Genomic DNA, 23,906 nt, shown 5'->3' on the forward strand with positions numbered 1-23,906 from the left:
TTTCTACCTCTCTGTATTTATGAAAAAATACTTTATACAGACCAACGGACTTCTATACAGTTATTTAATTTCAATTCCATTGTTGCTGCTTTATGAGATATTGATTCTTATCTCTCAACCACGGGGAAACATTGCCAGAATATCCGTGGATGTTTGGTTCAAATCATTTTTTACATATTTCGGATGGGATGCCATCTCTACAACCCTGATCGCGGCAGCAATAATCGGTGGTATCATTGTCTATAAAAAAAGAGATGAACTAAAATCGGTACGAAAAAATTACTTTCTGCTGATGATTGGAGAGGCTGCATTTTACGCCATTCTTGTGGCCATAATTGTATCTAGTGTTGTTGATTTTATTTTACTGCAATCCGCAAACGGTCTCACCGCTGATTTTAATAAGCTCCAACTCATAGCCCTGTCACTTGGAGCGGGTCTATACGAAGAGTTATTTTTCAGAGTTATTCTCGTTAGCTTTTTGATTTTCGTATTTGATAAAATATTTAAAAATAAAAATTACTCAACAGGTGTTTCTATAGTCGCTGCTGCGTTAATATTTAGCGGAGTACACTATGTAGGTGATTTTGCCGATTCATGGCTGTTAAGCTCCTTTTTATTTAGGTTTCTGTTTGGCTTAGCGCTAAATCTTATTTATGTTATTAGAGGATTTGGATTGGCTGCATGGACTCATGCAATTTATGATTTAATCGTTGTAATTAATTTGTGATCAATAAAAAATACCCACGGGTCTTAAGATTAATTTACACGGTCGATCAATTCTTTCAATTGGAATGAATCCTTGAGAGAATCTATTTTAAAAGAGTTATATTAATATCTGGGGTTTGGATCACTCGGGTAGAAACACAATTTTCAATTAATTCAGACTCGTTCTGTCGAGGAAGGGATGTCTTCACTTACAAAGCAAGAATTAAGAAAACAAGACGATTTCAATGAGGAGATTATCCCTCATCTTGATGCCTTGTACAATTTTGGATTAAGGCTCACCTCTGATCCCAACGATGCAGAAGATCTTGTGCAAGATACTATTGTAAAAGCCTACCGTTTTTTCGATAGCTATGAAAAGGGCACGAATGCAAAAGCCTGGCTATTCCGGATCCTGAAAAACTCCTACATTAACAACTACCGGAAAAAATCCAAGAAACCTCAGGAAGTGGATTACGACGAGGTCGCCTCATTTTATGAGTCCATCAGAGCTGAGCGAACAGAAACTTCCGACATGGAAGACAAAATGTTCCGCGAGCTGATTGATGATGATATTTCAAACGCTTTGGATGAAATACCTGAAGACTTCAGAACAGTTGTTCTCTTGTGTGATGTAGAAGATTTTACCTACGAAGAGATCGCAAACATGCTCGACGTTCCGATTGGAACTATCCGGTCCAGACTTCACAGGGGCAGAAATTTGCTCAAGGCCCAACTAATGGATTACGCTACTAAAAGGGGTTACACTCAAGACTGATTTTCAGAAACTGGAATGACAATCCTGATTGTTGTTCCCTTATTGATTTCTGAGTTTAGCACAAACACTTTCCCATTGTGATAATCCTCGATAATTCTTTTTGTCAGGCTTAAACCCAATCCCCACCCTCTCTTCTTTGTACTGAATCCGGGTTTAAAAACATCACTTAAATTCTTTTTATCTATTCCCGTACCCGAATCTTCTATGTCGATATATAGCTGAGTTCCGTCCTGAGTAACTACAATAGAAACATAAGCGTTTTCTGTGCTTGATTTAATGGCGTCCATAGCATTTTTAATAAGGTTCTCAATCGCCCACTGAAATATTTCAGGATTGAGATTCGCTTTCGCATTGGTCTCTATTGATTTTTTTACCTCTATATTTTTCCCGAGCTGAGGCAGACGTTTTTCCATGTAGGCAATTACCTCATCAATGATCGGATCTATACTCACGCGCTTCAACTCTGGGTGTGAACCAATTTTATTAAATCGCTCCGCAATTCCCCTTAAACGGCTCACATCTTTTTCTACTTCATATGCTATGGACAGGGTCTGTTCATCTTCCTGGTGACGATCCTTCAGTAGCTGTAACCATCCATACATGCTCGACAAAGGCGTGCCAAGCTGATGAGCAGCTTCCTTGGCCATTCCCACCCATAAATTTGACTGTTCAGACCGGGTAATGCTTCGATAGGTTGTAAAACCCATACCCATTAACAAAGCCAGTATACCAAATTGAACATAGGGAAAGTATCGAAGGTACTGTATGGTCGGGCTTTCACCGTAGTAAACATATCTTCTTCTGATTTTAGGCTCCTCTCCAAACGAGATGGGAATTGGAGGAGTACTCACAGAGTATCTATCAATAAACTCTGTAACTGAAATGTCCGGGTCATCCAGATTTCTTGCATATACGATAAAGTTCGGCTCATCTACAACAATCACCGGTATGTTAAACAGATCGGGTCTGATGATTTGCGAAAACACGAATCCTGCATTCGACTCATTCGCCTCAGCTTCCAGAATCATCCGGGAAAGGCTATCCGGCACATTTTGATATCTTTCCAGCTCGTCAGCTACTGTAAATAGATCATTACTGGCTCGATCATGAGAAGGTAGGTTGTAGAATTCAAAAGCTTTAGACCACAACTCGATACTGGTTCTCTCCTGCTCCATAATTTTATTAAGCAGAAACTGGTTATAAAAAAAGGAAACCCCTGCCAAAATAATAAGCAGTACAACCAGGATAAGCTTGAGTCGGTTTAAGGGAAGCAATTTTCGCATTAAAATGCTGAGTGCAGGGTTTTAAGTAACAGGCCTCAATATCTAAAAAAGAACACTCCCAAACCAACCACAGAAGAATTAGCAGTAAAACTTACGCAGATGCCTTCTGCTTTTCGTACACCGGTGGAGCTTTCTTCTCGATGGTCTCTCTCGTAACAATACACCTTTTCACATTTTTCATGGAAGGCAAGGTGAACATCACATCCAGCATAGCATCCTCTAAAATGGACCTGAGACCACGTGCGCCGGTTTTACGATCTCTTGCACGCTCCACGATTGCCTGAAGAGCATCATCCTCAAAAACCAATTCAACATCTTCCATGTCAAACAGTTTTTTGTACTGCTTGGTGATGGCATTTTTTGGTTTAAGCAGAATTTCTATCATCGCATCGTCAGATAGATGTTCCAAACCGCAGATAATTGGCAGTCGTCCTATCAGTTCCGGAATAAGGCCAAACTTCTGAAGATCTTCAGGCTCAATTTTGGTAAATATCTTTGGATCATCCTTATCAATTATAACCTGATCTTCAGAATGAAAACCCATGGAACTGACGGATAACCTTCTGGAGATAATCTCTTCCAAACCACTAAATGCGCCACCGCATACAAAAAGAATATCAGATGTATCCAACTGAATGAAGCTCTGCTCCGGATGCTTTCGGCCTCCTTTTGGCGGAATATTCGCGGTAGTTCCTTCTAAAATTTTGAGAAGAGCCTGTTGTACACCCTCACCTGATACGTCTCTTGTGATGGATGGATTATCACTTTTCCGGGAAACCTTGTCAATTTCATCTATATAAACGATTCCACGTTTTGCTTTGTCTACATCATAGTCAGCCGCCTGCAATAGATTACTCAATATGCTTTCAACATCTTCACCCACATAACCTGCCTCCGTAAGAACGGTGGCATCAGCGATAGTAAAAGGCACATCAATGACATCAGCCAAAGTCCTGGCCAGTAGCGTCTTCCCTGATCCCGTAGGACCCAAAAGACAAATGTTACTTTTTTCGATGCGAGTGTCGTCATAACCTGCATCTGCGCCGGCAGAAATTCGCTTGTAGTGATTATAAACCGCCACGGAAAGAGCTTTCTTTGCATCATCCTGACCAATCACATAGTCGTCAAGCTTTGCTTTAATCTCCAGCGGCTTGAGCATCGGCTTATACTTCTTCTCTCTTCGCTTGTTCAGAGCTGCCAGATCACTTTCTATAATACTGGAAGCATCTTCAACACAGTGATTGCAGATGTAAACATCAGGTCCTGCAACCATGGAGCTCACCTCGTTGTTCGTTCTTCCGCAGAATGAACAGGTAACTTGATCTTTATTCTTTTTACTCATGGCCGCTGCAACGTTTAATTAAAACCTTAACTACTTCTTCTCTTCTCTTTTCATGACACGGTCAACCAAGCCGTATTCTTGTGCCTCATTGGCGGTCATCCATTTGTTACGATCTGAATCTTTTTCAACCTTCTCTGCTGATTGACCCGAATGATGAGCTATGATTCCGGTAAGCTCTTTCTTTAAGCGAAGAATTTCCTGTGCCTCAATTTCGATATCACTTGCCTGCCCCTGCACTCCTCCTAATGGCTGGTGGATCATAATTCTGGAGTGAGGAAGTACATTTCTTTTCCCTTTTGCTCCGGCAGTTAACAGGACGGCTCCCATAGAAGCGGCCATTCCCACACAAGTAGTAGCCACATCGCACTTGATATACTGCATGGTGTCGTAAATTGCCATCCCCGCAGAAACTACCCCACCGGGGCTATTGATGTAGAGATTAATATCCTTTTCGGGATCCTGTGATTCCAAAAACAGAAGCTGAGCAACAATCGTACTTGCTACTGCATCGTTGACAGGCGTTCCAAGAATAACGATTCTGTCTTTTAACAGACGAGAATAGATATCATAAGCACGCTCACCGCGGTTGGTTGTTTCCACAACCATGGGTATTAGATTATTCTGTACCGGAGTTGAATGACTCATATCGGGAATTTCAAAAAGGGGTTGTTTGGTACTCATGATTTAGTCGTGAATTTATTTGTCGTCTTTTTCCTGTTTCTCTTCTCTCTTCTTACGAAATTCGTCTTTAGAGAGTTCATTTATTTTAACGACATCATTTAATTTATCAAAAACTTTATTTTCCCGAATGCTTGTACGCAGACTTTCGAGCTGATTCGGGTTTTGAGCATAATATCCTTTCAACTGATCAGCTGACATTCCGTGCTTAGCGGCTTCCATACCGATAAACTCATCAATGTCTTCCGGTTTGATCTCGATATCATCAAATTTGCTCTGAAGCTTCTCGCTGATAAACGCCCATTTACCTTCGCGAACTGCCTGCTCACGCATATTTTCCTTGTACTCGCTAAAGTCAAAATCTTCAGGCAGCTGCCCTCCGGATTGTTGCTTGGCATACTCAACGTAAGAGTCCAGAATTTGATCCTGCATCACTTCAGGCACTTCAATGTCGTGCTTTTCAGTTAAAGCATCGATCGCATCCTGCTTAAACATATCTTCAGCTGACTGATCGTAGTACTCCTGCATCTTACTTTTGATGAAGCTCTTAAACTCGTCTACATTTTTCGCTTCGCCGTTAGACTGCTCCTTCACAAACTCATCCGTGAGTTCAGCCTTATCCATTACTTCCACTTTTTTGACATGGATTTCAAAACGGTCGACTTCATCGTCTTCGCCAATTTCCATTTTAACGACGTCGCCTTTCTTTTTGCCAACCAGTTTTTCGCGAAAGTCCTTTGCGCCTTCCTGTCTCAGATCTAGTTTTTGATCTTCATCTTTTTCGCCCTCAACAGGATTGCCATCTTCATCCAATGAAACGGCATCTACGGTTACCTGGCACTCTTCGGTAATTTCTTCGTCTGTCTCCTTCCAGTTGCCTTGGCGCTCGAGCGTTCTTTCAATCTCCTCTTCAACTTCTTCGTCTGTTACATCGTGAACCATCTTGTCCACTTCAACCTTCTCGAGTTCGGTTAACTCAAACTCAGGTTTTTTTCCAACCTGGAATTTTACTTCAAGCTCATCATTTTCCCAGTTCATATCGAGCATCTTGGTCTCACCGACCGGCTCATGTTCCGGAACAATCTCTTTCTCATACACTTCTTGTACGTATGAGTTGATCTCCTCCATCTCAATCTCTTTGCCAAATCGCTTTTTCACAAGACCGAGAGGCACACGACCGGGTCGAAATCCGGGCATCTGGATCTGTTTTTGGTATTTTTTATAAGCTTTGTCAAATTTAGAAGAGAGATCGTCCCTTGTTGCTTTTACGATAATCTCTTTGTCTACGGATGTAATATCCTGAACAGAAATGTCCACGTGTTGTATGATTTAGTTTTCAGATAATTTGTAAGATTGGAAGTACGAGAGGGGGGACTCGAACCCCCACACCGGTTAAAGTACTAGATCCTAAATCTAGCGCGTCTACCAATTCCGCCACTCTCGCAACTAACTTTCTGATTAAATATGATTTTGAATCAGAGCCTAAAAAGTTAACGTTTTTTTCTTCTGAATTCAACAATTTCGAAGTACTTTATTAATTGTTCTAACGGGTACAGTTTTACCCGTTTTTATAGCTTAAGTAAAACTCAGTTTAAGATTACTTTCATCATGTTTAAAAACCTTCGTTTTATTTATATCACCACCAAAGATCGCAGTGAGGCTGAACAAATTGCCCGTACCCTGGTTGAAGAAAAACTTGCTGCTTGTGGAAATATTATCGACAACATGAGCTCCGTTTACAGATGGAAGGATAAAGTGGTTACAGAACGTGAATGCATACTCATTGTAAAAACAAGTTACAGCAATGTGCAATTACTCACTCAACGAGTGAAGGAGATTCATTCATATGAAGTGCCATGCGTTATTTCATTGAAAATTTCCGAGCAGGAAGGAAATCAGGACTACATTGACTGGCTGACAAACTCAGTAAAACCCCCTCTCTCTTCCGAGGAAAAACTCAAAAACTCCTGAAATGCCCGTAACATTTATTAAGGAAAAGTTTACAGCTACCGCTAAGATAGACCGTCCCGAGGCGATGAACGCCATCAACTTTGAAGTCATGGACCGGCTCGAGTCTATCCTTGATGAAATTGAACAAGATGATAATCTCCGTCTGTTTATTTTAACCGGAAAAGATAACCGTTTTATTTCGGGAGGCGACCTAAAAGAATTTCACAGCATTGATGATGCTGAAGGCGCCAGAAAGATGTCTTCCCGAATGCTCGAAATTTTGCACAGATTTGAACATCTGAAATGCTGGACCCTTGCCGCCGTAAACGGACATGCATATGGCGGAGGTTGGGAAACCATGCTCAGTTTTGACTTCCGGATTGCCAAAGCTTCTGCCCGTTTTGGGTTCACTCAGGGAAAGTTCTACCTCCCGCCCGGATGGGGTGGATTAACCCGCTTAAGTGAAGTAGTTGGCAAAAGTATGGCTGATTACTGGCTCGCCTCTCAGAAAGTCATTGATTCAAATGAAGCCCTGCAATCCGGACTGATTCAGGATATCTTTGCCGATGATGAGTTTGAGACATCATTAAACGATTTGGTTGAAAAGCTGACCCTCAACGACAGGACATTTATTGAATACATGAAGCGGAAGGATCACCGTAAAATTACGGATGAGCTGGAACCCTTTACTCAATTTTGGGAAAGTGAGGAGCATATTTCAAGGGTAACAGATTTCCTGAAGCGGAAGCAGTAATTTTCAAAATTTTTACGAACTGCCTGAACTTCCTGCCACTCATTTTAGTTGTTTTAGTTGTAAACAATTTTACATTAAACTAAATAAATACTATGAGTGTTAAAGAAAAAATTAAAGACGTATATAAGCATGTACAAAGCGGAACCGCATTAGACGCATTTGAAAAATATTACGCGGATGATGTGACCATGATTCTGGAAGACGGAACCGCCGTTGAAGGAAAAGACGCAAACAGAAAGCGTGAAAATGAGTTTTTCGACAGCGTTGAATCTTTCAACGGAATGGAAGTAGTTGGAATTACCGCTAACGAAGAATCCGGAAAAACATCGGTGGAAAGCTGGATGGACGTAACGTTTAAAGGCGGAAACAGAATGAAACTCGAACAAGTTGCCACCCAGGATTGGGAAAACGGCAAAATTGTGAGAGAACGTTTCTACGGAACACAGCAGAATTAATTACTGCTGAATTAATTTCAAGAGCCCTTCAGAAATGGAGGGCTTTTTTTATTTAAAGTCCCCCTTCGAAGGGGGCAGTAGTCAAACACGTTCAGTGGTTGACTAAGGGGGATGTTTACGAATTCAATTACCCTATGAGGTGGAGTACCAGTTCACTTTAGGCTGGGGAGGACTGTACTCCCTCCTTCGCTAAAGCTTCAGGAGTACTCCCGCGATGTACATTTAGATCAAACGCGCCTGCACTCTCGACACTACTTCCACAAGAGAGAACTTTCTTTCTCACACCCAATCTCTCGGATTTTCCAAAACATCCAACAGTTCAGCCTCTTTAGAGCCCGGCTTTGGTGAATGATCATAATCCCATCGTACCTGGGGCGGCAAACTCATTAGTATCGACTCAATTCTGCCATCGGTTTTTAAACCGAACAGTGTCCCACGGTCATGAATTAAGTTAAACTCAACATACCTGCCTCTTCGGACCTCCTGCCAGTACCGTTGCGCACGATTAAAGGGCTCTTTAATTCTGTCTTTCAAAATCGGAAGGTAGGCATCCAAAAAAGCTGAGCCGGCATCTTCGGTAAATGAGTGCCAATCTTTCAAGGATCGCTCTTCATCCTCCCGGAGATAGTCAAAGAATAACCCACCCACTCCACGGGCTTCGCCCCGATGTGAGTTATAAAAATATTCATCACACTGCTTTTTAAACTTTGGATAGAGATCCTCACCGTGCCTGTCACAGGCTTTTTTAAGTTCAGTATGAAAGTGAACCGCATCCTCTTCAAACAGATAGTACGGTGTCAGATCCGCCCCGCCGCCAAACCAGCCATCCACCGGCTTGTCCATATCTTCGTCTTCATAAAGCTCAAAGTATCGAAAGTTAGCGTGTACGGTTGGAACCATCGGGTTTTTGGGGTGAATAACCAGCGAGATTCCACCGGCCCAAAACCAGCCGCTCTCAACATTAAAATGCTTTTTAATTGGATCAGGCAGCTCTCCATAAACCGTTGAAATATTCACTCCTCCCTTTTCAAAAACATCTCCCTTTTCAATCACACGGGTTCGGCCTCCGCCACCACCCTCCCGGTTCCATTTGTCTTCCCGGAAATTAGCTACACCATCCACTTCTTCCAACGCAGAACAGATTTCGTCCTGGAGATTGTAAATGTATTTGGTGAAGGATTGTTTGATTGAGGACATTTGTGACATTATTAATTCGGGATTTAATAAGTCCCCCTTTGAAGGGGGTATGTGGAAATGCGTTCAGCATTTTCACTGGGGGGATGTACACGAGGCGTTGATTTAATCACAGGTTATTTCAAATATCTAAACTCAACCAACACACCCCTCAATCCCCTCTCAAGAGGGGACTTTTGGATTTTCACCAATAAAAAACTCATCGTTGATACTCTTTAACGGTATCTACGAAAGCGCGGGCGTGATCAACGGGTACGTGAGGCAGAATTCCGTGTCCCAGGTTCGCGATATATTTCTGAACGCCAAATCGATCAATCATGCGCTTCGTCTGTTTCTTAATTTCCGGAATAGGTGCCAGTAGTTGAGTGGGATCGAAATTGCCCTGTAACGTGATTTCATTTCGGGTTTTTTCTCGTGCATACTCGGGTGAAATCGTCCAGTCGATCCCAAGTGCAGAAGCACCGCTTTTATAACTCAGCCTCTCCAGTGCATACCAGGAACCTTTTGCGAACAGTATCACAGGCACATCCTTGATCGACTGAGTGATCTCCATCAAATAGGGTAACGCCCACTCATTAAAATCATCCGGACTTAGCAGGCCGCTCCAGGAATCAAAAACCTGAACTGCCTGTGCGCCGGCTTTAACCTGCGCCTGCAAATAGTCGATTGTAGCTTTTGTAAGCTCCTTCATTACATGCCTGGATGCGTCGGGATGCTGATAGAGAAATGATTTCGCCTTATCAAAATTCTTGGAGCCTTCACCCTGAACCATGTAGCAGAAAAGAGTCCACGGTGCACCGCCAAAGCCAATCAGCGGAACTCTTCCATTCAGCTCATGGCGGGTCAGCGTAATCGCCTTCATTACGTGATCGAGCTTTTGTGGCACATCTTCAGCTAAGATTGAAAATGCGTGATCCACAGTCTGGATATTGTTTTCCAGCACCGGTCCCTTTCCTTTTACAAGATCCACGTCAATGCCGAGTGCCTGTGGGATAGTGAGAATATCGGAAAATATGATGGCAGCATCCGGCTCCAGCTCATCAATCGGCTGAATGGTAATTTCGCACGCCAATTCCGGAGTCTCAACCCGCTCAAAAAACGTATGCTTCTTTCTCAAAACCATATACTGTGGCAGATAGCGGCCGGCTTGCCGCATCATCCAAACCGGAGGCCGTTCAACTTCTTCTCCTTTAAGTGCTCTGAGAAAAAGGTCGTTTTTAAGTTCAGGGAAACTGTGAGACATGAATTTAATTTGTTACTGGATTACTATTAATCAACCTAATCAATGGTCAATTTCTAATTTCATTTAAAACTCTGGATGTAAATGTCAGAAAATCTTCGGTATTTGTTTCTGGTGATACGTGGACATTGCGTCCCGATTCGATACTCAGTTCTTGCGCCGTTGTATGGCCAATCGCAAACAGTTCCGGCAGATTTTCACTTCTAAACCCGCCACTTTTTCGAAACGCCTCAACGGCGCTGGGACTGTAAAAAAGAACACCCTCTGCGTTAATTCCATTAATGTTCATGCGATTTAAAATTGTCTCATAGACAACCAGGTCTTTCACATCGATACCGGATTCTTCCAAAGTCTGTCGCATCTCTTCACGCCTGCGATTTCCACAAAAATGAAAAACAACGGCTCCTTTCAAACCGGATTGATTCAAATCAGAAGCAATCTTTTCGCCAAGCTGTTCTCCATAGTTCAATTCCGGAACAACAGCAGTGAATCCCAACTCTTGCAGAGCGGATGCCGTCTTTTCACCCACAGAATAGAATACAACATTGGCCGGGGGTGTGTAACCTTGCTCCATCAATTTTTGCAGAGCTTTCACTCCGTTCTGACTGGTAAATGCAAAGATCGGTGATTCAGCTTCTTCGATGGAGCTCACAACAGAGCTCCAATTCTTCCGAAATTCAAAACGAATGGCAGGTTCAACAGTTACCTCTAAACCCAAATCATCGGCAAGATGTAGCTGCTCATCTGTCAGCTCCCGAGTAACTAAAATCTTATGACGCTTTTTCATAGGATTTGCCGTTTCAGATGAATGCAATTAAGAGCGAAGTTCGGCTACAATTTCAGATGCACCCATTTCGAGTAATTTTCTCCCGGCTTCTCTGCCTATCCCTTTCGCATCGCTTACCGGTGCCGACATTTCAATATCATATTGAACGGATCCATCTGTTTTTAGCGCAATCGCTGAAAGATGTACATTTCCATCAATTATTTCCGCAAATGCACCTACCGGAGCGCTGCATCCTGCTTCCATCTCATTGAGCAGCTCTCGTTCAATACCCGTGCATAATGCCGTCGCCTCGTGATTGAGCTGAGAAGTGACCTCCATCATGTTTTTATCCTCTTCCCGGATCATAACGGCCATAGCACCTTGCGCCGGAGCCGGAACCATCCAATCCAGATACTCAGAAATATTGTTATCCAGGCCAATTCGTTTCAAACCGGCCGCTGCAAAGATTGCTCCATTCCAACCATGCTCGTTCACTTTACGAAGGCGTGTATTTACGTTGCCTCGAATATTCGTTATCTCGTGGTTTGGATAGCGGTGCAGCCACTGAGCTCTCCTGCGGTTACTGCTGGTTGCAATTACGGCACCGGCCACTTCGTCATCTAAAAATTCAATTCCCCGGGGAGCAACCAATGCATCGCGCGGGTCTTCTCTCTCCATCACTGCACTGACGATAAGCGGCAATGGATTTTCGGTAGGCAGATCTTTAAACGAGTGAACCGCAATATCGATCCGGTTCTCAAGCAGTGCATCATCCAATGCTTTGGTAAAAACACCTTTACCACCCATTTCCGTCAGCGGAGTCGTCAAATCGAGATCTCCTTCCGACTTTACAAAAATCAGTTCAGCTTCATGTCCAAATTCTTGCAGCTTAGTCTGAACCTGTTTTGCCTGCCAGGTTGCCAGTTCACTGTCTCTTGTACCAATTCGAATCTTATCACTCATGATTGCCGTTTTTGGCTTTGAGCTTAAACATCTCAGCTACCATTTCAGCAACCTCTTCTGATTCGTGGTGATCTCGTAAATGCTCTATACTGTACGCCGCAATTTTGTTGACGATTCGGCGAGTCATATTCTCAATCTTATCGTAGTCGCCCGTGGAAATTTTATTCCTGAAAAAGTTCAGCTCGTCTTCACGGATTGAGTCAAATTTTTTGGTAAGCGCCTTTATTGTTGGCACAACGCGCTGTTCATTCAGCCACAGCTTGTAATCAGAAAGCTCTTCGTTGATGATTTTTTTAACAGACGGAACCTGTTGCTCCCGTTTTTTATACGCCTCATCGGTAACATCACCCAGCATATCCATATTCGCTACATCCACAAAGTCGAGTGTTGCAACGTTAGGGTCGATATTTCTTGGCACAGAGAGGTCCAGCATCACCTTAAATTTCGGATTCTCCATCGAAGGCTGCATGTGCTCCGGACGTATGATGGGGGCATCCGCGCCTGTAGCAACAATAACAAGGTCAGCATCCGCAATCTGTTCAGGCAGACGATCCATATCTGCCACCTCCAGATTAAACCTGTCTGCCACAAATTCAGCCCGGTCTCTTGTCCTGTTGATCAGCGTCAGCTTGCTTGCACCCAGGTTTACTAGATTCTTACAGGTCACTTTTCCAATTTTACCGGTCCCTACCAGCAGAATATTTTTATTCTTGAGATTCTCAAATGTCCTCATTGCAAACTGAACTGCCGCATAAGCTACAGTAGCTGCACCCTGTCCAAGAGTCGTTTCGTTTCGGGATCGTTTGTGCGCTCTAAAAACATGCTGCATCAAACGGTGAAATTCACCGGATACCATTGCCTGCTTAGCCGCATACTCATACCCTTCCTTAACCTGTTTTACAATTTGGAGGTCACCCAAAATTTGTGAATCGAGCCCCGTGGCCACTTTAAAAAGATGCAGCACTGCCCTATCGCCCTCATGCTCAAAGCCGTAGCGATGAAACTCATCGAGTGTGCCGTTAGAGTAGTTGGTGAGCAATCGAATCAACTCCCGCGTAGATACATTTTGAGCAAAAATCTCTGTACGGTTACACGTTGAGACTAAAAACAGGCTATCTATTCCCTCGCGATGAGCTCCTTCAAGCAGAAGTTCCTTCCCCTTATTGCTGAGGCTAAACTTCTCCCGTATCTCGACCGGAGCATCCCAGTGATTTATCCCGACTACTACAAAATCCTGAACCGTTGGATGAATCATCCTCTATTTTGTTACTTCAACCTTTGATTTTTCTTCACTATCCCATTGAACCGCATCCGGAGAGATCTCATGCTTTAATGAATTCAGCGTCTCTTCTGCCAGTGCTTTTATAAAGCCCGGATGATCGTTCAAACCTTTCATAACCTTCAGGTTTTCAAATTCAAAACCTTCTTCTTCAAGATCTTCTACCAATTCTACGCCAAGCTCATATAGAGTTTCGATATGATCTGTTACGAATGCAATAGGCACCATCAGAAAATTTTTAATGCCATATTCCAGATGTCGTCTCACCAGCTCTTCAGTATTAGGCTGAGTCCATTTTTGAGGACCTACCTTAGACTGAAAACCAAGCCAGTAAGAGTGTTTCTCTTCCCTGCGCTCCATCAAGGCTTCCATCGTCTCTTTGATTTCAACAGTGTAAGGATCTCCGCTCCGTACCTCTAACAGCGGAGTTCCGTGCGCGCTGAAAATAATATGCGTTTTTCGGCGTGTCTCATCATCCATCTCATCCAAAGCCTCATCAATACGTTCATTGATGGCACTCAGATAAGATTCATTCTTGTAATAATTTTTGACATGAAACTCTTTCCAGGGTTTTTCTCCATCCGGAAATTTTTCCTTGAGGGTGTCTTCCCAATCACGGAAACTGCTTCCCGTGGTTGTCCAGGAAAACTGTGGATATAGCGGCATAAGAACCGTATGTGTGATTCCGTCTTCAACCATATCATCCATAATCTGATCGGCAAACGGCAGCCAATACCTCATACAGGTATAAACCTTCACCTCATGCTCCGGTAATATATTCTTGAAATATTTTTCCAGTCCGCGTCTCTGAGCCTCAGTTAGTCCGTTAATAGGTGAGCAGCAATTGGAAACTTCTTTATTTTTCCTGTTAAAACAGTGCTCATTTCCGGTACATCCATTTGGACAACCGTTTATCTCTTTATAATCTTCTGCAACGGATGGTGCGCGAAACTTTGAAATTACATTGGCAAACAGGTTTTGAGCAACTCCACCCCCTAATTTTATTATATCTTCGTCTTTAAACAGATTCCGGAGAAAGATTCTCACGTTGTTTTCATGGGTTGGTCCACCCAAGTTCATTAAAACTACACCAATACGCATTTTACCTGTTGTTATCATTTATGGGGGGTTACAATCATCAAAATAACTGTTTTTTTGTGAAGCGTTCGTGAAGAGTCAATCATTCGAAGCTATCCCCCTTTTGACCTGAAGCCTCTGTTTTTCAATTACTTTACTGTTTTTACTGACGGTATTATTCCAAAAAAAGCTGCCTTGGTCTGCTACTACACTTAGTTGTATCGCATTCTCCAACAATTTTTTAACAAATAAGAACAGTTTTTATTTGCTATGTTGGGCATCTATCAAGTAGATTCGGACGTAGGTCTAATAAACCCCATTGCATGCTCAAATATTTCATAGAGTTTTTCGGCACCTTCTTATTGGTAGTAGCTTTAGGTATTTCGGGTGATCCAATTGCCATTGGACTCATTTTGGCTGCTTTCATATATATCGGAGCGGATCTTACCGGCGGACATTTCAACCCGGCTGTTACACTTGCGGCGTGGGCAGCGGATGAAATTCCTTCCTCAAAAATTTCAGCTAATATATTTTCCCAGGTAGTTGGAGCTCTGGCAGCCTCTGCATTTGTCTGGTGGATTTCCGGAACTACTTTCGTAACACAACCTGATCCCAGCACAACATTAAGCGGATTTATTGCAGTGGAGTTTATCTTCTCTTTCTTTTTTATCCTGGTCTTTTTGTACTTCATCTATCCAAACAGACGCAGAAGAAATCCAATTTACGGCATTATTGCAGGCGGGGTACTTGCAGCCTGTTACTACATTACCGAACCTTATACCGGAGTTGGCCTTAATCCGGCCTTGAATCTCGGTTATATCACCGCGGATACAATTAACCACGGTTACTCTTATTACCATTTGCCGGTTTATTTATTAACGCCTTTGTTAGGCGGGCTCTCAGCTGCTTTTGTGCATCGCAAGCTTTCAACCTGATGGCAGCGTAAACCAAAAATCTGAACCTGAGCCGGGTGTGCTTTTTACAAATATATCTGAGTTATGGGCGCTGAGTATGCTTTTCACCACGGACAGACCTAAGCCGGTACCGCCTTTATCTCTAGAACGCGCTTTATCGGTTCTGTAAAATCGATCAAACAGCCTGCTTAAATGCTCTTCTGAAATCCCGATTCCGGAATCAATAACGTGAATTTGATATCCATTCTCAGCCTCTTCAACTTTCACATCAATGCTCCCCTCATTTGTGTATTTCACAGCGTTGGAAATCAGATTCTCCAGCACTTGTTCAATTTTATCGGGATCGGCATAAACAACCCCTGATTTTCCATCATAGTTAATCTCAATGCTCTTTTTATCCGCCTGAGGCCGGTAAATGCTTATCACCTGATTGATAACTTTTTGGATATCGAAAGACTGCTTTTCGATAAAATAGGAGTCGGAATCGTAGTGCTGAAGAGTTTTCAAATCTACAAAGAGCCTATTAATTCTCTCGGCCTGACGGGCAGCTGTTTTTAAGTAGTGCTCTTTCTTCTCTTCCGACAGCGAATCCATCTCCAGCATTTCAAGCGATCCCGTAATTGTATGGAGCGGATTCCTGATTTCGTGGGTAATATCAGCAAAAAACTGGCTCTGCTTTTCGTAGAGCTTTTTCATCTCTTCATTATCAGCCCTGAATCTCTCGGCCATTCGATTCAAGGAATCGGCAAGCTGACCAAACTCATCTTTTCTGTCCAAATTCAGCGTACGCTCCACATTACCTTCGGCGATATCGCGGGCGGCCGACTCAAGTTGAAGTATAGGCCTTGAAATGTAGCGTGAAAAAAGAATGCTTACTAGAATGACCAACGCGATCGAAATAAACATACCGGTGTAGATAATCCACCGAATCGTTTTGATAGGCTCATAGATCTGATCTTTCTGGATACTAACCAGTAAATAGCTCGCCGGATTGAGGTCGCTGTTTAATTCAAAAAAAGCTCTTAGGTAATCATTTTCTGCCTGATTTTGAAGAAGCACACCGTTCTGAGCCTGCTCAAACGATGATGTCAAACCATCAATAAGCCCGGGAGCCGTTCGCTCGGTGAAATAGGGTACTTCAGCAAAGAGTTGGCCGTCCTCATCGTAAACTGCAATTTGATAGCCGGATGTGCGGGCTGCTTCGTTTAAGTTCGTCTCAAAGTCCTCGTCAATACGAAGATTTTGAATGGTTATGGCCAGCCATTCGGTATCGTTTACAATCTGTAATTCCCCCTCACTCAACAAATAGTTACGAATAAAAAGAATGGAATAGCTGCTTATTGCTGTAATTCCGAAAATAAGCAGCAGTATAAACGTCCAGGCAAGTTTAGAGCGAATACTCATTGTTCAGTTATAGCATTTCACGGTTCATCCCGTAGCCAAGTCCTCTGTAGGTTTTAATCATATCTGATGCTTCTCCCAGCTTTAACCTGAGGTTTTTGATGTGCACATCCACCGTACGATCGAAGACGAAACGATCATCTCCACCGATGTGCTCTAAAATCTGCTGACGAGAGTAGACACGCTTGGGATTTTGAAAAAACATTTCAACAATAGCATACTCCGTTGAGGTAAGTTCTACACGTTTATCTTTTAAATAGAGATCTTTTCCGCTGGTATCCAGAAACAGTTCACCATGCTGAATCCATTTGCTGTTTTGAGGCTGCTGTCTTCTCAGAAGCGATTCGATATGTGCCTTTACAAGCTTCAAACTGGCCGGTTTTGAAATATAATCGTCGGCGCCCAATTCCAGCCCTTCAATTTCATCTTTTTCCTTATCCTTGGCAGTGAGAAAAATAACCGGGATTTCACTCATTACCGGGTGTTTTCGTATTACGCTGCAAATTTCCTTTCCGTCAACATTCGGTACCATGATATCCAATACAGCCAAATGAATATCGCTCGCATGCTGATCTATCAGATCAAGAGCCTTAAGCCCATCGTGCGCTACCAAAACGTTATAATTGTTCAGTTCTAAAAAGTTAGCTAGCATTTCTGCCGGCTCAATTTCGTCTTCAACTAAAAGAATGGTGGGTTTTGGCTGCATATCTGTTTTAATTGTTCACTTGTTTGACTCAACTGATTCTAAATCTAACTCAGATTCGACTCAGTTTTTGTTTGAAATTAAGTTTAGAGTTGAAATTGATTAGACTATATTTCATTGAACTGAAAATAAGATCAGTCAAATGACACTTCAAAAAAAAGTAATCTGGATAACAGGAGCTTCTTCCGGGATAGGTGAGGCTCTCGCGTACGAATTTAACAAAAAAGGAGCACACTTAATTCTATCAGCACGCAGGATTGAGGAGCTTGAGCGCGTTAAAGAAAATTGCTCCAACAGCGAGGAGAGCGTAAAAATTCTTCCTTTAGATTTGGCGGATACTGAAATCATGGAGGATAAAGTTCTGGAAGCCCTGGCTTATTTCGGCCATTTAGATATGCTCATAAATAACGGGGGAATAAGTCAGAGATCATATGCTGTAGATACTGAGATGTCTACCGTACGAAGGGTGATGGAAGTCAACTTTTTTGGAACTGTGGCACTCACCAAAGCAGTACTCCCAAAATTTATTGAACAAAAATCCGGACACATTGTGGTTATCAGCAGTGTAATGGGGAAATTCGGTACAAAATTACGCTCCACATATGCCGCATCAAAACATGCTCTTCACGGATATTTCGACTCTTTACGACAGGAGGTTTACGATCACAATATTGATGTAACCCTCGTATGTCCCGGCTATGTGAAAACCGATGTTACTGTAAATGCCTTAACCGGATCTGGTGAGAAGTATAACAAAATGGGTAAGGGACAGAAAAATGCGATGCCGCCTGAGGAGTTTGCAAAAAAACTAATTCCGAAACTGACTGGGAGGAAAGATGAGATCTACCTGGGCGGCGCCGAATTGATGGGAGTGTATCTGAAACGATTCGTGCCCGGACTGTTCAACAAAATTCTAAAACGGGTGAGTGTTACCTAGCAGATCAAATCAGCCCAGACGCTTTCTTTTATTTAAATAGGCAAGTAGTGCGAGGTCAAACGGTTTTTGAGTGTCAATCTCCTCAAAGTCTACTCCGGCCTCATTACATGCAATTTTAAATTTCTGCGTGTACTCTTCTACTTTTTTCTTATACGACTCCCTGAATTGGGCCGGATTCATCTCCATCTCCTCCCCTGTCTCCATATCCTCAAAAAGATATCTGCCGTCCGGAAAATCGAGTTCTCGTTCACTTTTGTGCTCAAGCACGTTAAACAAAAGCACCTCGTGCCGCTGGTGCCGCAAGTGCCGCATCGCCGAAATCAATGAATCGTGACCGCTTACGTTTTCAAACAGATCGGTAATAATCACTATCAAACTTCTGTTCTTCAAACTTTCGGCCAATGTGTGCAGGGCATTGGCCGACGCGGATTTTTTTCGTGATTCCTTTTCCTTCTCTTCATCTTGAAGCAATTTCTCAAGTTCGGTGTAAAGCAGACGGAGGTGGCTGTAGGAAGATTTCGTTGGAAACTGGGTCCGAATTTCATCATCAAACAGAACCATGCCACATGCATCTCTTTGGCGATGCATCATATACATTAGTGACGCGGCATAATGAATGGCATATTTAAGCTTGCTCCAGTCCGCGAAATATTTGTAATGCATCGAACTGCTTACATCCAGTACTACATGAGCTCGAAGATTTGTTTCAGCCTCATAGCGCTTTACATAAAATCGCTCCGTTTTACCATAAACTTTCCAGTCTATGTGCTTAAAGTCATCGCCCTGATTGTACGGTTTGTGTTCGGCAAACTCCACGCTAAAGCCATGATATGGACTTCTGTGCAGTCCGGAAATAAATCCTTCCACAATCCGGCGGGCTTTCATCTCCAGCGGAGCTAATTGAGTTAAAATATCTGGATCCAATAACATAATAGAACCTATCCTTTTTCGTCTTTATCGGCAAAAACTGATTTTTATTAAATGCTTTTTGTGGAAGATGGCAGTGAAATTTCTTACTCTTATAAACTCTAAAAAAAGCGATTAGGTTTTGACTGACCGTTGCTCACGGGTTAACTGAGAGACTTCACTTAAACTACGTTCTAATGAAAAAAGTATACACTTCGGCTGATCAAATAGATTTTACCCTTAACGACATCCCGTCAATGCCGGCACCTAAACAAGTGTTGATGGTAAATCCAACCTATTTTGATGTTGAGTATGTGATCAACCCGCACATGAAAGATCATATTGGAAATGTTGACAAAATGCAGGCCTTAAATGAGTGGGAGCATCTTGTAGACGGCTATGAGGAGCTGGGTTTTAAAGTTCATCAGCTGGACGGCGTGGAAGGGCTGCCGGATATGGTTTTTTGCGCCAATCAAAGCCTTCCGTTCATTGATGAAAAGGGAAACAGAAAAGCACTGATGAGCATCATGCACTCTCAGGAACGCAAGGATGAGGTGCCCTACATCGAAAAATGGTACAAAGAACAAGATTATGAAATTGAATATTTAGACGATTCCGAAGTTGATGATTTTGAGGGAATGGGCGATGCACTGTGGCACTTCAAAAAAAGACTTCTGTGGGGTGGTTACGGATTTCGCTCCTCATTAAAAGCATACAATCAGATTGTTGATAAATTTGACACTCCGGTCATCGCACTGGAATTATCCGATGATAAATTCTATCACATGGATACCTGCATGGCCATGCTTAACGAAAAGAGTGTTCTTATTTATCCGGACGCATTTAAGAAGGACGGGTTGGAGATGATTCATAAACTATTTGATAACGTCATCGAGGCCACCCAGTATGAAGCAGAAAAACTCTTTGCCGTCAATGCCACATGTCCGGATGGTAAAAATGTACTCATTCAGCAGGGCTGTACCGATGTAAATCAAAAACTTCGTGATGAAGGGTTTTCTGTTCACGAATACAGCACATTTGAGTTTATAAAAAGTGGCGGAAGTGTTTTCTGTATGAAAATGCTTCTTTGGTAATTTCCATTTACAGTTTATCGATAAATTAACAGTCCCGAACGTAAACGGGATCGTTTTCACAGCGATTCCGTTTTTTTTATGCAGAAACGATTTGTTAAAAACTCAGTTTATACAAGCTAAATTTTAATAAAAATTCATTCCCGTTGAGAAAGCTACTACTTCTTACAATCTTTATTCTCTCTGCAAACATCTTACATGCACAAGTGCTTAATGTGGAGCGGGTTCGAGCCGATGCGGATACTACAGGATGGACCGGCGAACTGGGCGCGGATTTTTCGCTCAATAAATACAATGAACGCATTTTAAAAATTGGCGGACAAGCTAATACGGCTTACTTTTCTGAAAAACACGGATATCTTCTACTCAGCAATATCGATCTGGTAAATGTAGACGGCAACTCTCTCGTCAGCAACGGATATGTGCATTTACGTTCAACATTGAACCGGAAAAACAGTTTCTCCCCGGAAGTTTTTGTTCAGTATCAATATAACAACAATCTTGGCTTACTGAACCGTGCACTTGGCGGTGCGGGCATTCGATATACCTTTTTGTCTCAACCAAACCTGAGGGGGCATATCTCCACGGGATTAATGTATGAGTTTGAAGAGTGGGGCTTAAGTGATGGCCTATCCGAAAAGAATGAATATCTAAAAAGTACGAGTAATATTGTGGTTCGAGGCCAGCTGAATTCTCAAACGTCTCTTACCATGATCGGGTACTATCAAGCCAGGCCGGATCGATTTTTAAAACCTCGCGCAACTTCAGAAAATCAGCTTAACATACGTATGAGCCGATCTATTACATTTAGAGTCAGCTTTACTATGACCTACGACGTTGAACCGGTTATTGACGTGCCCAATCTAACATATGAGCTGAAAAACGGGATTGTTCTCTCGTTTTAATCAACTGTAAAAGTGAACTAACACGGTTACATCTAAACTTTACCCTTTCAATCAATTTTGGTAACGTAAACCTGTTCAATTAAATAAGATAAAATGTCTGCCAAAATTTACGCTGTTCTCTCTCTATTTCTATTAGGTGCACTCCTGTTTTTGTACTCAATTCCATTGGGTCCGCTGCCTGCAATCGGGTCGTTTTTTCACCCCATCAGTGGTTTCTGGGCTAATGCTGAAACACATCAGGTTAAGGGAGAAATATCTCTTCAATCAGATAAACTGCAGGGTCCGGTAGAGGTGTATTTTGACGATCGCGGAGTACCTCACATCTTTGCAGAAAATGATTACGATTTATACTACACTCAAGGTTATGTAACGGCCAGAGACCGCCTTTTTCAGATGGAGCTGCAAATAAGGGCGGCCGGAGGATATCTCGCAGAATGGATGGGAGACGACCTGATCAATTACGATAAAAATCAGCGACGGCTGGGCATGGTTTACGGAGCAGAACGTGCAATGGAAGAGATAACTTCAGATCCTGTCATAGCCAACGCGATCCAGGCCTATGCCGATGGAGTTAATACATACATAGAGTCATTGTATTACGAAAAATATCCATTGGAGTATAAAATTTTAGGAGTTGAACCGGCCGAATGGAAGCCAATCAACACGGCTATATTGCTAAAATACATGACCCAAATGCTGGCTGCCCGATCAGAAGACGTACGGACCAGCAACACAATGGCTCATCTCGGAGAAGATTTTGTCAATCGGTTTTTGAGCAAGCGACCTGACCTGATGGATCCTATTGTACCCGCTGAAACAGACTGGGATTTTTCTACTACCTCTGCACAGGCACCGAACCAACTCTATCAGCCAACGTTTACTCAGGATATTGAACTTTGGCAGCCCCATCCTTTTAATGGCAGCAATAACTGGGTTGTTGACGGAACCAAAAGTGCGGGCGGTTACCCGATTTTATCAAACGACATGCACTTGAATATGAGCATGCCATCCATTTGGTACGAAGTTCAGCTGCACACACCTGATATTAATGTATACGGGGTAAGCCTGCAGGGTGCACCAACCATTATTGTCGGATATAATGAAAATATCGCCTGGGGCTCAACCAACACAGGCGCCGACGTCATGGACTGGTATGAAATCACATTTCGAAATGACAACCGCAGCGAATATTTACACGACGGCTCCTGGCTTCCCGTAGAGCAGAGAGTTGAAACCATCCGTTCAAAATCCGGTAAAGCAGTGCAAGACACCATTCTCTTTACACATCACGGTCCTGTTTATGAGACCCGCGAAGAAACACCTGTTACACAAACCATCCAACGGGATCATGCTTTAAAGTGGATTGCACACGAACCCTCGAATGAGCTTCGCACCTTTTACAAACTGAATCGGGGAGAAGACTACAACGATTTTAAGGAGGCTTTTATAACGTATAAAGCACCTGCACAAAATATGAACTATGCGGGCACGGACGGAAATATTGCGATTCAAACCGGAGGCAAACTCCCGTTGAAATGGGAGTATCAGGGCAGAACCGTCAGCGACGGATCTGATTCGCGATACGATTGGACTGACTATATTCCATATGAACAAAACCCGTATTCCTTAAATCCGGAACGCGGCTATCTGAGTGCGGCCAACCAATATCCTACAGATGAGACATACCCTCACTATCTGGGTGAATCATTCGCTCCGTTTGAACGCGGCAGAAGAATAAACGATCGCCTTGCTGAGATGGAGAACGTTACCGTGGAAGGATTTTAAAGATCTACACCTCGACTCATATAGCTATCATGGGGAAAGATTGCTGCCCAAACTGTTAACTACAATCAACCTTGACGAACTGGAAGAATCAGAAAAAGAGATCATAGATATTCTGAATAATTGGAATTACAACAATATTGGAGAAGAAATAGCCCCTGCAATTTTCAGAGAGTGGTGGCGTGAGCTCTACAGTTCGATTTGGGATAATAAGTACAGCACTCAAATTCCCATGAGGAAACCGGATCGCGATGTAACGGTAGATTTAATCATCAACAACCCTGACTCACCATGGTTTAATAACCCGGAAACCGAAGCTGTGGAGACGTTTTCCGATTTAACATACCCGGCGTTTAAACAAGCCATTTCCAACCTGAATGACAGATTTGGTGCTAACAAAGAGAACTGGAAGTGGGGACACTATAACAACACAAACCTAAATCACTTGGGACAGATCCCGGGAATGGGAGTAACCGACCTCTTCACAGATGGCAGCAATGAATCTGTAAACGCTATTTGGGGCAGCCACGGCCCGTCCTGGAGAATGATCGTGGAGTTGGATCCCGAAGGAGTACGCGGATATGGCGTTTATCCCGGAGGACAAAGTGGAAATCCGGGTTCCAAAACTTATGATGAATTCGTTGAAACCTGGAATAACGGAGAGCTTTTCGAACTGATGTTTCTCAGAGAGAAGCCTGCATCAGATCAAGAATTCCCTCTCACCCTTCGTTTTAATAGTCCGGATTGAAAATCCGGCATTCTGACAACACGTTTTTAAGTTAGTATTTGTTGTAATTGCCTGCTAC

General features: G+C 42.8%; 24 protein-coding genes and 1 tRNA gene. 11 read left to right on the plus strand and 14 right to left on the minus strand.

All coding sequences use genetic code 11. From position 1 onward, the window contains the following. The first annotated feature begins 19 nt into the window (after positions 1 to 19). Together U5K35_RS17965 and U5K35_RS17970 are read left to right on the plus strand one after the other, a co-directional pair. The gene (locus U5K35_RS17965; protein WP_322572900.1) at positions 20 to 727 is read left to right on the plus strand and encodes a CPBP family intramembrane glutamic endopeptidase; all 708 of its coding nucleotides are present in this window, start codon (positions 20 to 22) and stop codon (positions 725 to 727) included. A 177-nt stretch (positions 728 to 904) separates the two neighbouring features. Further along, positions 905 to 1,480: a sigma-70 family RNA polymerase sigma factor gene (locus U5K35_RS17970; protein ID WP_322572901.1), complete on the plus strand. Its 576-nt coding sequence runs from the start codon at positions 905 to 907 to the stop codon at positions 1,478 to 1,480. Here the strand turns inward: U5K35_RS17970 and U5K35_RS17975 are convergent. From U5K35_RS17975 to U5K35_RS17995, 5 genes are all read right to left on the minus strand, one after another. Beyond that, positions 1,471 to 2,763: a HAMP domain-containing sensor histidine kinase gene (locus U5K35_RS17975; RefSeq protein WP_322572902.1), complete on the minus strand. Its 1,293-nt coding sequence runs from the start codon at positions 2,761 to 2,763 to the stop codon at positions 1,471 to 1,473. The two genes, U5K35_RS17970 and U5K35_RS17975, sit on opposite strands and share 10 nt — an antisense overlap. A 91-nt stretch (positions 2,764 to 2,854) precedes the next feature. Beyond that, complete coding sequence (gene clpX / locus U5K35_RS17980) at positions 2,855 to 4,105, minus strand: ATP-dependent Clp protease ATP-binding subunit ClpX (protein WP_322572903.1); 1,251 nt, start codon at positions 4,103 to 4,105, stop codon at positions 2,855 to 2,857. 30 nt (positions 4,106 to 4,135) lie between these two features. After that, on the minus strand, positions 4,136 to 4,750 hold the full coding sequence (gene clpP / locus U5K35_RS17985) for an ATP-dependent Clp endopeptidase proteolytic subunit ClpP (RefSeq protein ID WP_416221671.1): 615 nt from the start codon (positions 4,748 to 4,750) through the stop codon (positions 4,136 to 4,138). Between the two features lie 51 nt (positions 4,751 to 4,801). Then, positions 4,802 to 6,100, minus strand: a complete 1,299-nt coding sequence (gene tig, locus U5K35_RS17990) for a trigger factor (RefSeq protein WP_322572905.1) — start codon at positions 6,098 to 6,100, stop codon at positions 4,802 to 4,804. Between the two features lie 43 nt (positions 6,101 to 6,143). Next, a tRNA-Leu gene (locus U5K35_RS17995) sits at positions 6,144 to 6,227 on the minus strand. 164 nt (positions 6,228 to 6,391) lie between these two features. On the opposite strand from U5K35_RS17995, the gene cutA reads away from it, so the two are divergent. The 3 genes from cutA (at position 6,392) to U5K35_RS18010 (ending at position 7,942) form a co-directional block, all read left to right on the plus strand. Next, the gene (gene cutA, locus U5K35_RS18000; protein WP_322572906.1) at positions 6,392 to 6,754 is read left to right on the plus strand and encodes a divalent-cation tolerance protein CutA; all 363 of its coding nucleotides are present in this window, start codon (positions 6,392 to 6,394) and stop codon (positions 6,752 to 6,754) included. 1 nt (position 6,755) lies between these two features. After that, the gene (locus U5K35_RS18005) at positions 6,756 to 7,487 is read left to right on the plus strand and encodes an enoyl-CoA hydratase/isomerase family protein (protein WP_322572907.1); all 732 of its coding nucleotides are present in this window, start codon (positions 6,756 to 6,758) and stop codon (positions 7,485 to 7,487) included. A 92-nt stretch (positions 7,488 to 7,579) separates the two neighbouring features. Then, positions 7,580 to 7,942, plus strand: coding sequence for a nuclear transport factor 2 family protein (locus U5K35_RS18010; protein ID WP_322572908.1), 363 nt, complete (start codon positions 7,580 to 7,582; stop codon positions 7,940 to 7,942). 279 nt (positions 7,943 to 8,221) lie between these two features. On the opposite strand, the gene hemF is transcribed toward U5K35_RS18010, so the two are convergent. The 6 genes from hemF to hemH form a co-directional block, all read right to left on the minus strand. After that, a complete protein-coding gene (gene hemF / locus U5K35_RS18015) occupies positions 8,222 to 9,130 on the minus strand; it encodes an oxygen-dependent coproporphyrinogen oxidase (protein ID WP_416221672.1) in 909 nt (302 codons plus the stop codon). Positions 9,131 to 9,335: 205 nt separating this feature from the next. After that, on the minus strand, positions 9,336 to 10,379 hold the full coding sequence (gene hemE, locus U5K35_RS18020) for a uroporphyrinogen decarboxylase (protein ID WP_322572910.1): 1,044 nt from the start codon (positions 10,377 to 10,379) through the stop codon (positions 9,336 to 9,338). A 46-nt stretch (positions 10,380 to 10,425) separates the two neighbouring features. After that, on the minus strand, positions 10,426 to 11,163 hold the full coding sequence (locus tag U5K35_RS18025) for a uroporphyrinogen-III synthase (protein WP_322572911.1): 738 nt from the start codon (positions 11,161 to 11,163) through the stop codon (positions 10,426 to 10,428). Positions 11,164 to 11,190: 27 nt separating this feature from the next. Next, positions 11,191 to 12,105 carry a hydroxymethylbilane synthase gene (hemC, locus tag U5K35_RS18030; RefSeq protein ID WP_322572912.1) on the minus strand — a complete coding sequence of 305 codons (915 nt, stop codon included), beginning with the start codon at positions 12,103 to 12,105 and terminating at the stop codon, positions 11,191 to 11,193. Further along, positions 12,098 to 13,360 (minus strand): glutamyl-tRNA reductase, encoded by a 1,263-nt coding sequence (hemA, locus tag U5K35_RS18035; protein ID WP_322572913.1) that lies wholly within the window; start codon positions 13,358 to 13,360, stop codon positions 12,098 to 12,100. Before hemA ends, hemC begins: the two co-directional genes overlap by 8 nt. 3 nt (positions 13,361 to 13,363) lie before the next feature. Beyond that, a complete protein-coding gene (gene hemH, locus U5K35_RS18040) occupies positions 13,364 to 14,503 on the minus strand; it encodes a ferrochelatase (RefSeq protein ID WP_322572914.1) in 1,140 nt (379 codons plus the stop codon). A gap of 281 nt (positions 14,504 to 14,784) precedes the next feature. Between hemH and U5K35_RS18045 the strand changes: the two genes are divergently transcribed. Continuing rightward, positions 14,785 to 15,396, plus strand: coding sequence for an MIP/aquaporin family protein (locus tag U5K35_RS18045; RefSeq protein WP_322572915.1), 612 nt, complete (start codon positions 14,785 to 14,787; stop codon positions 15,394 to 15,396). Here U5K35_RS18045 and U5K35_RS18050 read toward each other — a convergent pair. Both U5K35_RS18050 and U5K35_RS18055 read right to left on the minus strand, forming a co-directional pair. After that, on the minus strand, positions 15,388 to 16,779 hold the full coding sequence (locus U5K35_RS18050; RefSeq protein ID WP_322572916.1) for a HAMP domain-containing sensor histidine kinase: 1,392 nt from the start codon (positions 16,777 to 16,779) through the stop codon (positions 15,388 to 15,390). The two genes, U5K35_RS18045 and U5K35_RS18050, sit on opposite strands and share 9 nt — an antisense overlap. Positions 16,780 to 16,786: 7 nt before the next feature. Beyond that, positions 16,787 to 17,482 carry a response regulator transcription factor gene (locus tag U5K35_RS18055; protein WP_322572917.1) on the minus strand — a complete coding sequence of 232 codons (696 nt, stop codon included), beginning with the start codon at positions 17,480 to 17,482 and terminating at the stop codon, positions 16,787 to 16,789. A gap of 139 nt (positions 17,483 to 17,621) precedes the next feature. On the opposite strand from U5K35_RS18055, the gene U5K35_RS18060 reads away from it, so the two are divergent. Further along, entirely contained in the window at positions 17,622 to 18,416 is a 795-nt protein-coding gene (locus U5K35_RS18060; protein WP_322572918.1) for an SDR family oxidoreductase, read from the plus strand. A 9-nt stretch (positions 18,417 to 18,425) separates the two neighbouring features. On the opposite strand, the gene U5K35_RS18065 is transcribed toward U5K35_RS18060, so the two are convergent. Continuing rightward, on the minus strand, positions 18,426 to 19,346 hold the full coding sequence (locus U5K35_RS18065; RefSeq protein ID WP_322572919.1) for a DUF58 domain-containing protein: 921 nt from the start codon (positions 19,344 to 19,346) through the stop codon (positions 18,426 to 18,428). Positions 19,347 to 19,519: 173 nt separating this feature from the next. Between U5K35_RS18065 and U5K35_RS18070 the strand changes: the two genes are divergently transcribed. From U5K35_RS18070 to U5K35_RS18085, 4 genes are all read left to right on the plus strand, one after another. Further along, positions 19,520 to 20,416 carry a dimethylarginine dimethylaminohydrolase family protein gene (locus U5K35_RS18070; protein ID WP_322572920.1) on the plus strand — a complete coding sequence of 299 codons (897 nt, stop codon included), beginning with the start codon at positions 19,520 to 19,522 and terminating at the stop codon, positions 20,414 to 20,416. Positions 20,417 to 20,559: 143 nt separating this feature from the next. Further along, positions 20,560 to 21,318: a DUF481 domain-containing protein gene (locus U5K35_RS18075; protein WP_322572921.1), complete on the plus strand. Its 759-nt coding sequence runs from the start codon at positions 20,560 to 20,562 to the stop codon at positions 21,316 to 21,318. A 93-nt stretch (positions 21,319 to 21,411) separates the two neighbouring features. After that, positions 21,412 to 23,103, plus strand: coding sequence for a penicillin acylase family protein (locus U5K35_RS18080; protein ID WP_322572922.1), 1,692 nt, complete (start codon positions 21,412 to 21,414; stop codon positions 23,101 to 23,103). Further along, positions 23,066 to 23,848 (plus strand): penicillin acylase family protein, encoded by a 783-nt coding sequence (locus tag U5K35_RS18085; RefSeq protein WP_322572923.1) that lies wholly within the window; start codon positions 23,066 to 23,068, stop codon positions 23,846 to 23,848. Before U5K35_RS18080 ends, U5K35_RS18085 begins: the two co-directional genes overlap by 38 nt. Positions 23,849 to 23,906: the final 58 nt, after the last annotated feature.

Origin of the sequence: Rhodohalobacter sp. (assembly GCF_034521535.1) — a bacterium.
Lineage (GTDB): Bacteria > Bacteroidota > Rhodothermia > Balneolales > Balneolaceae > Rhodohalobacter.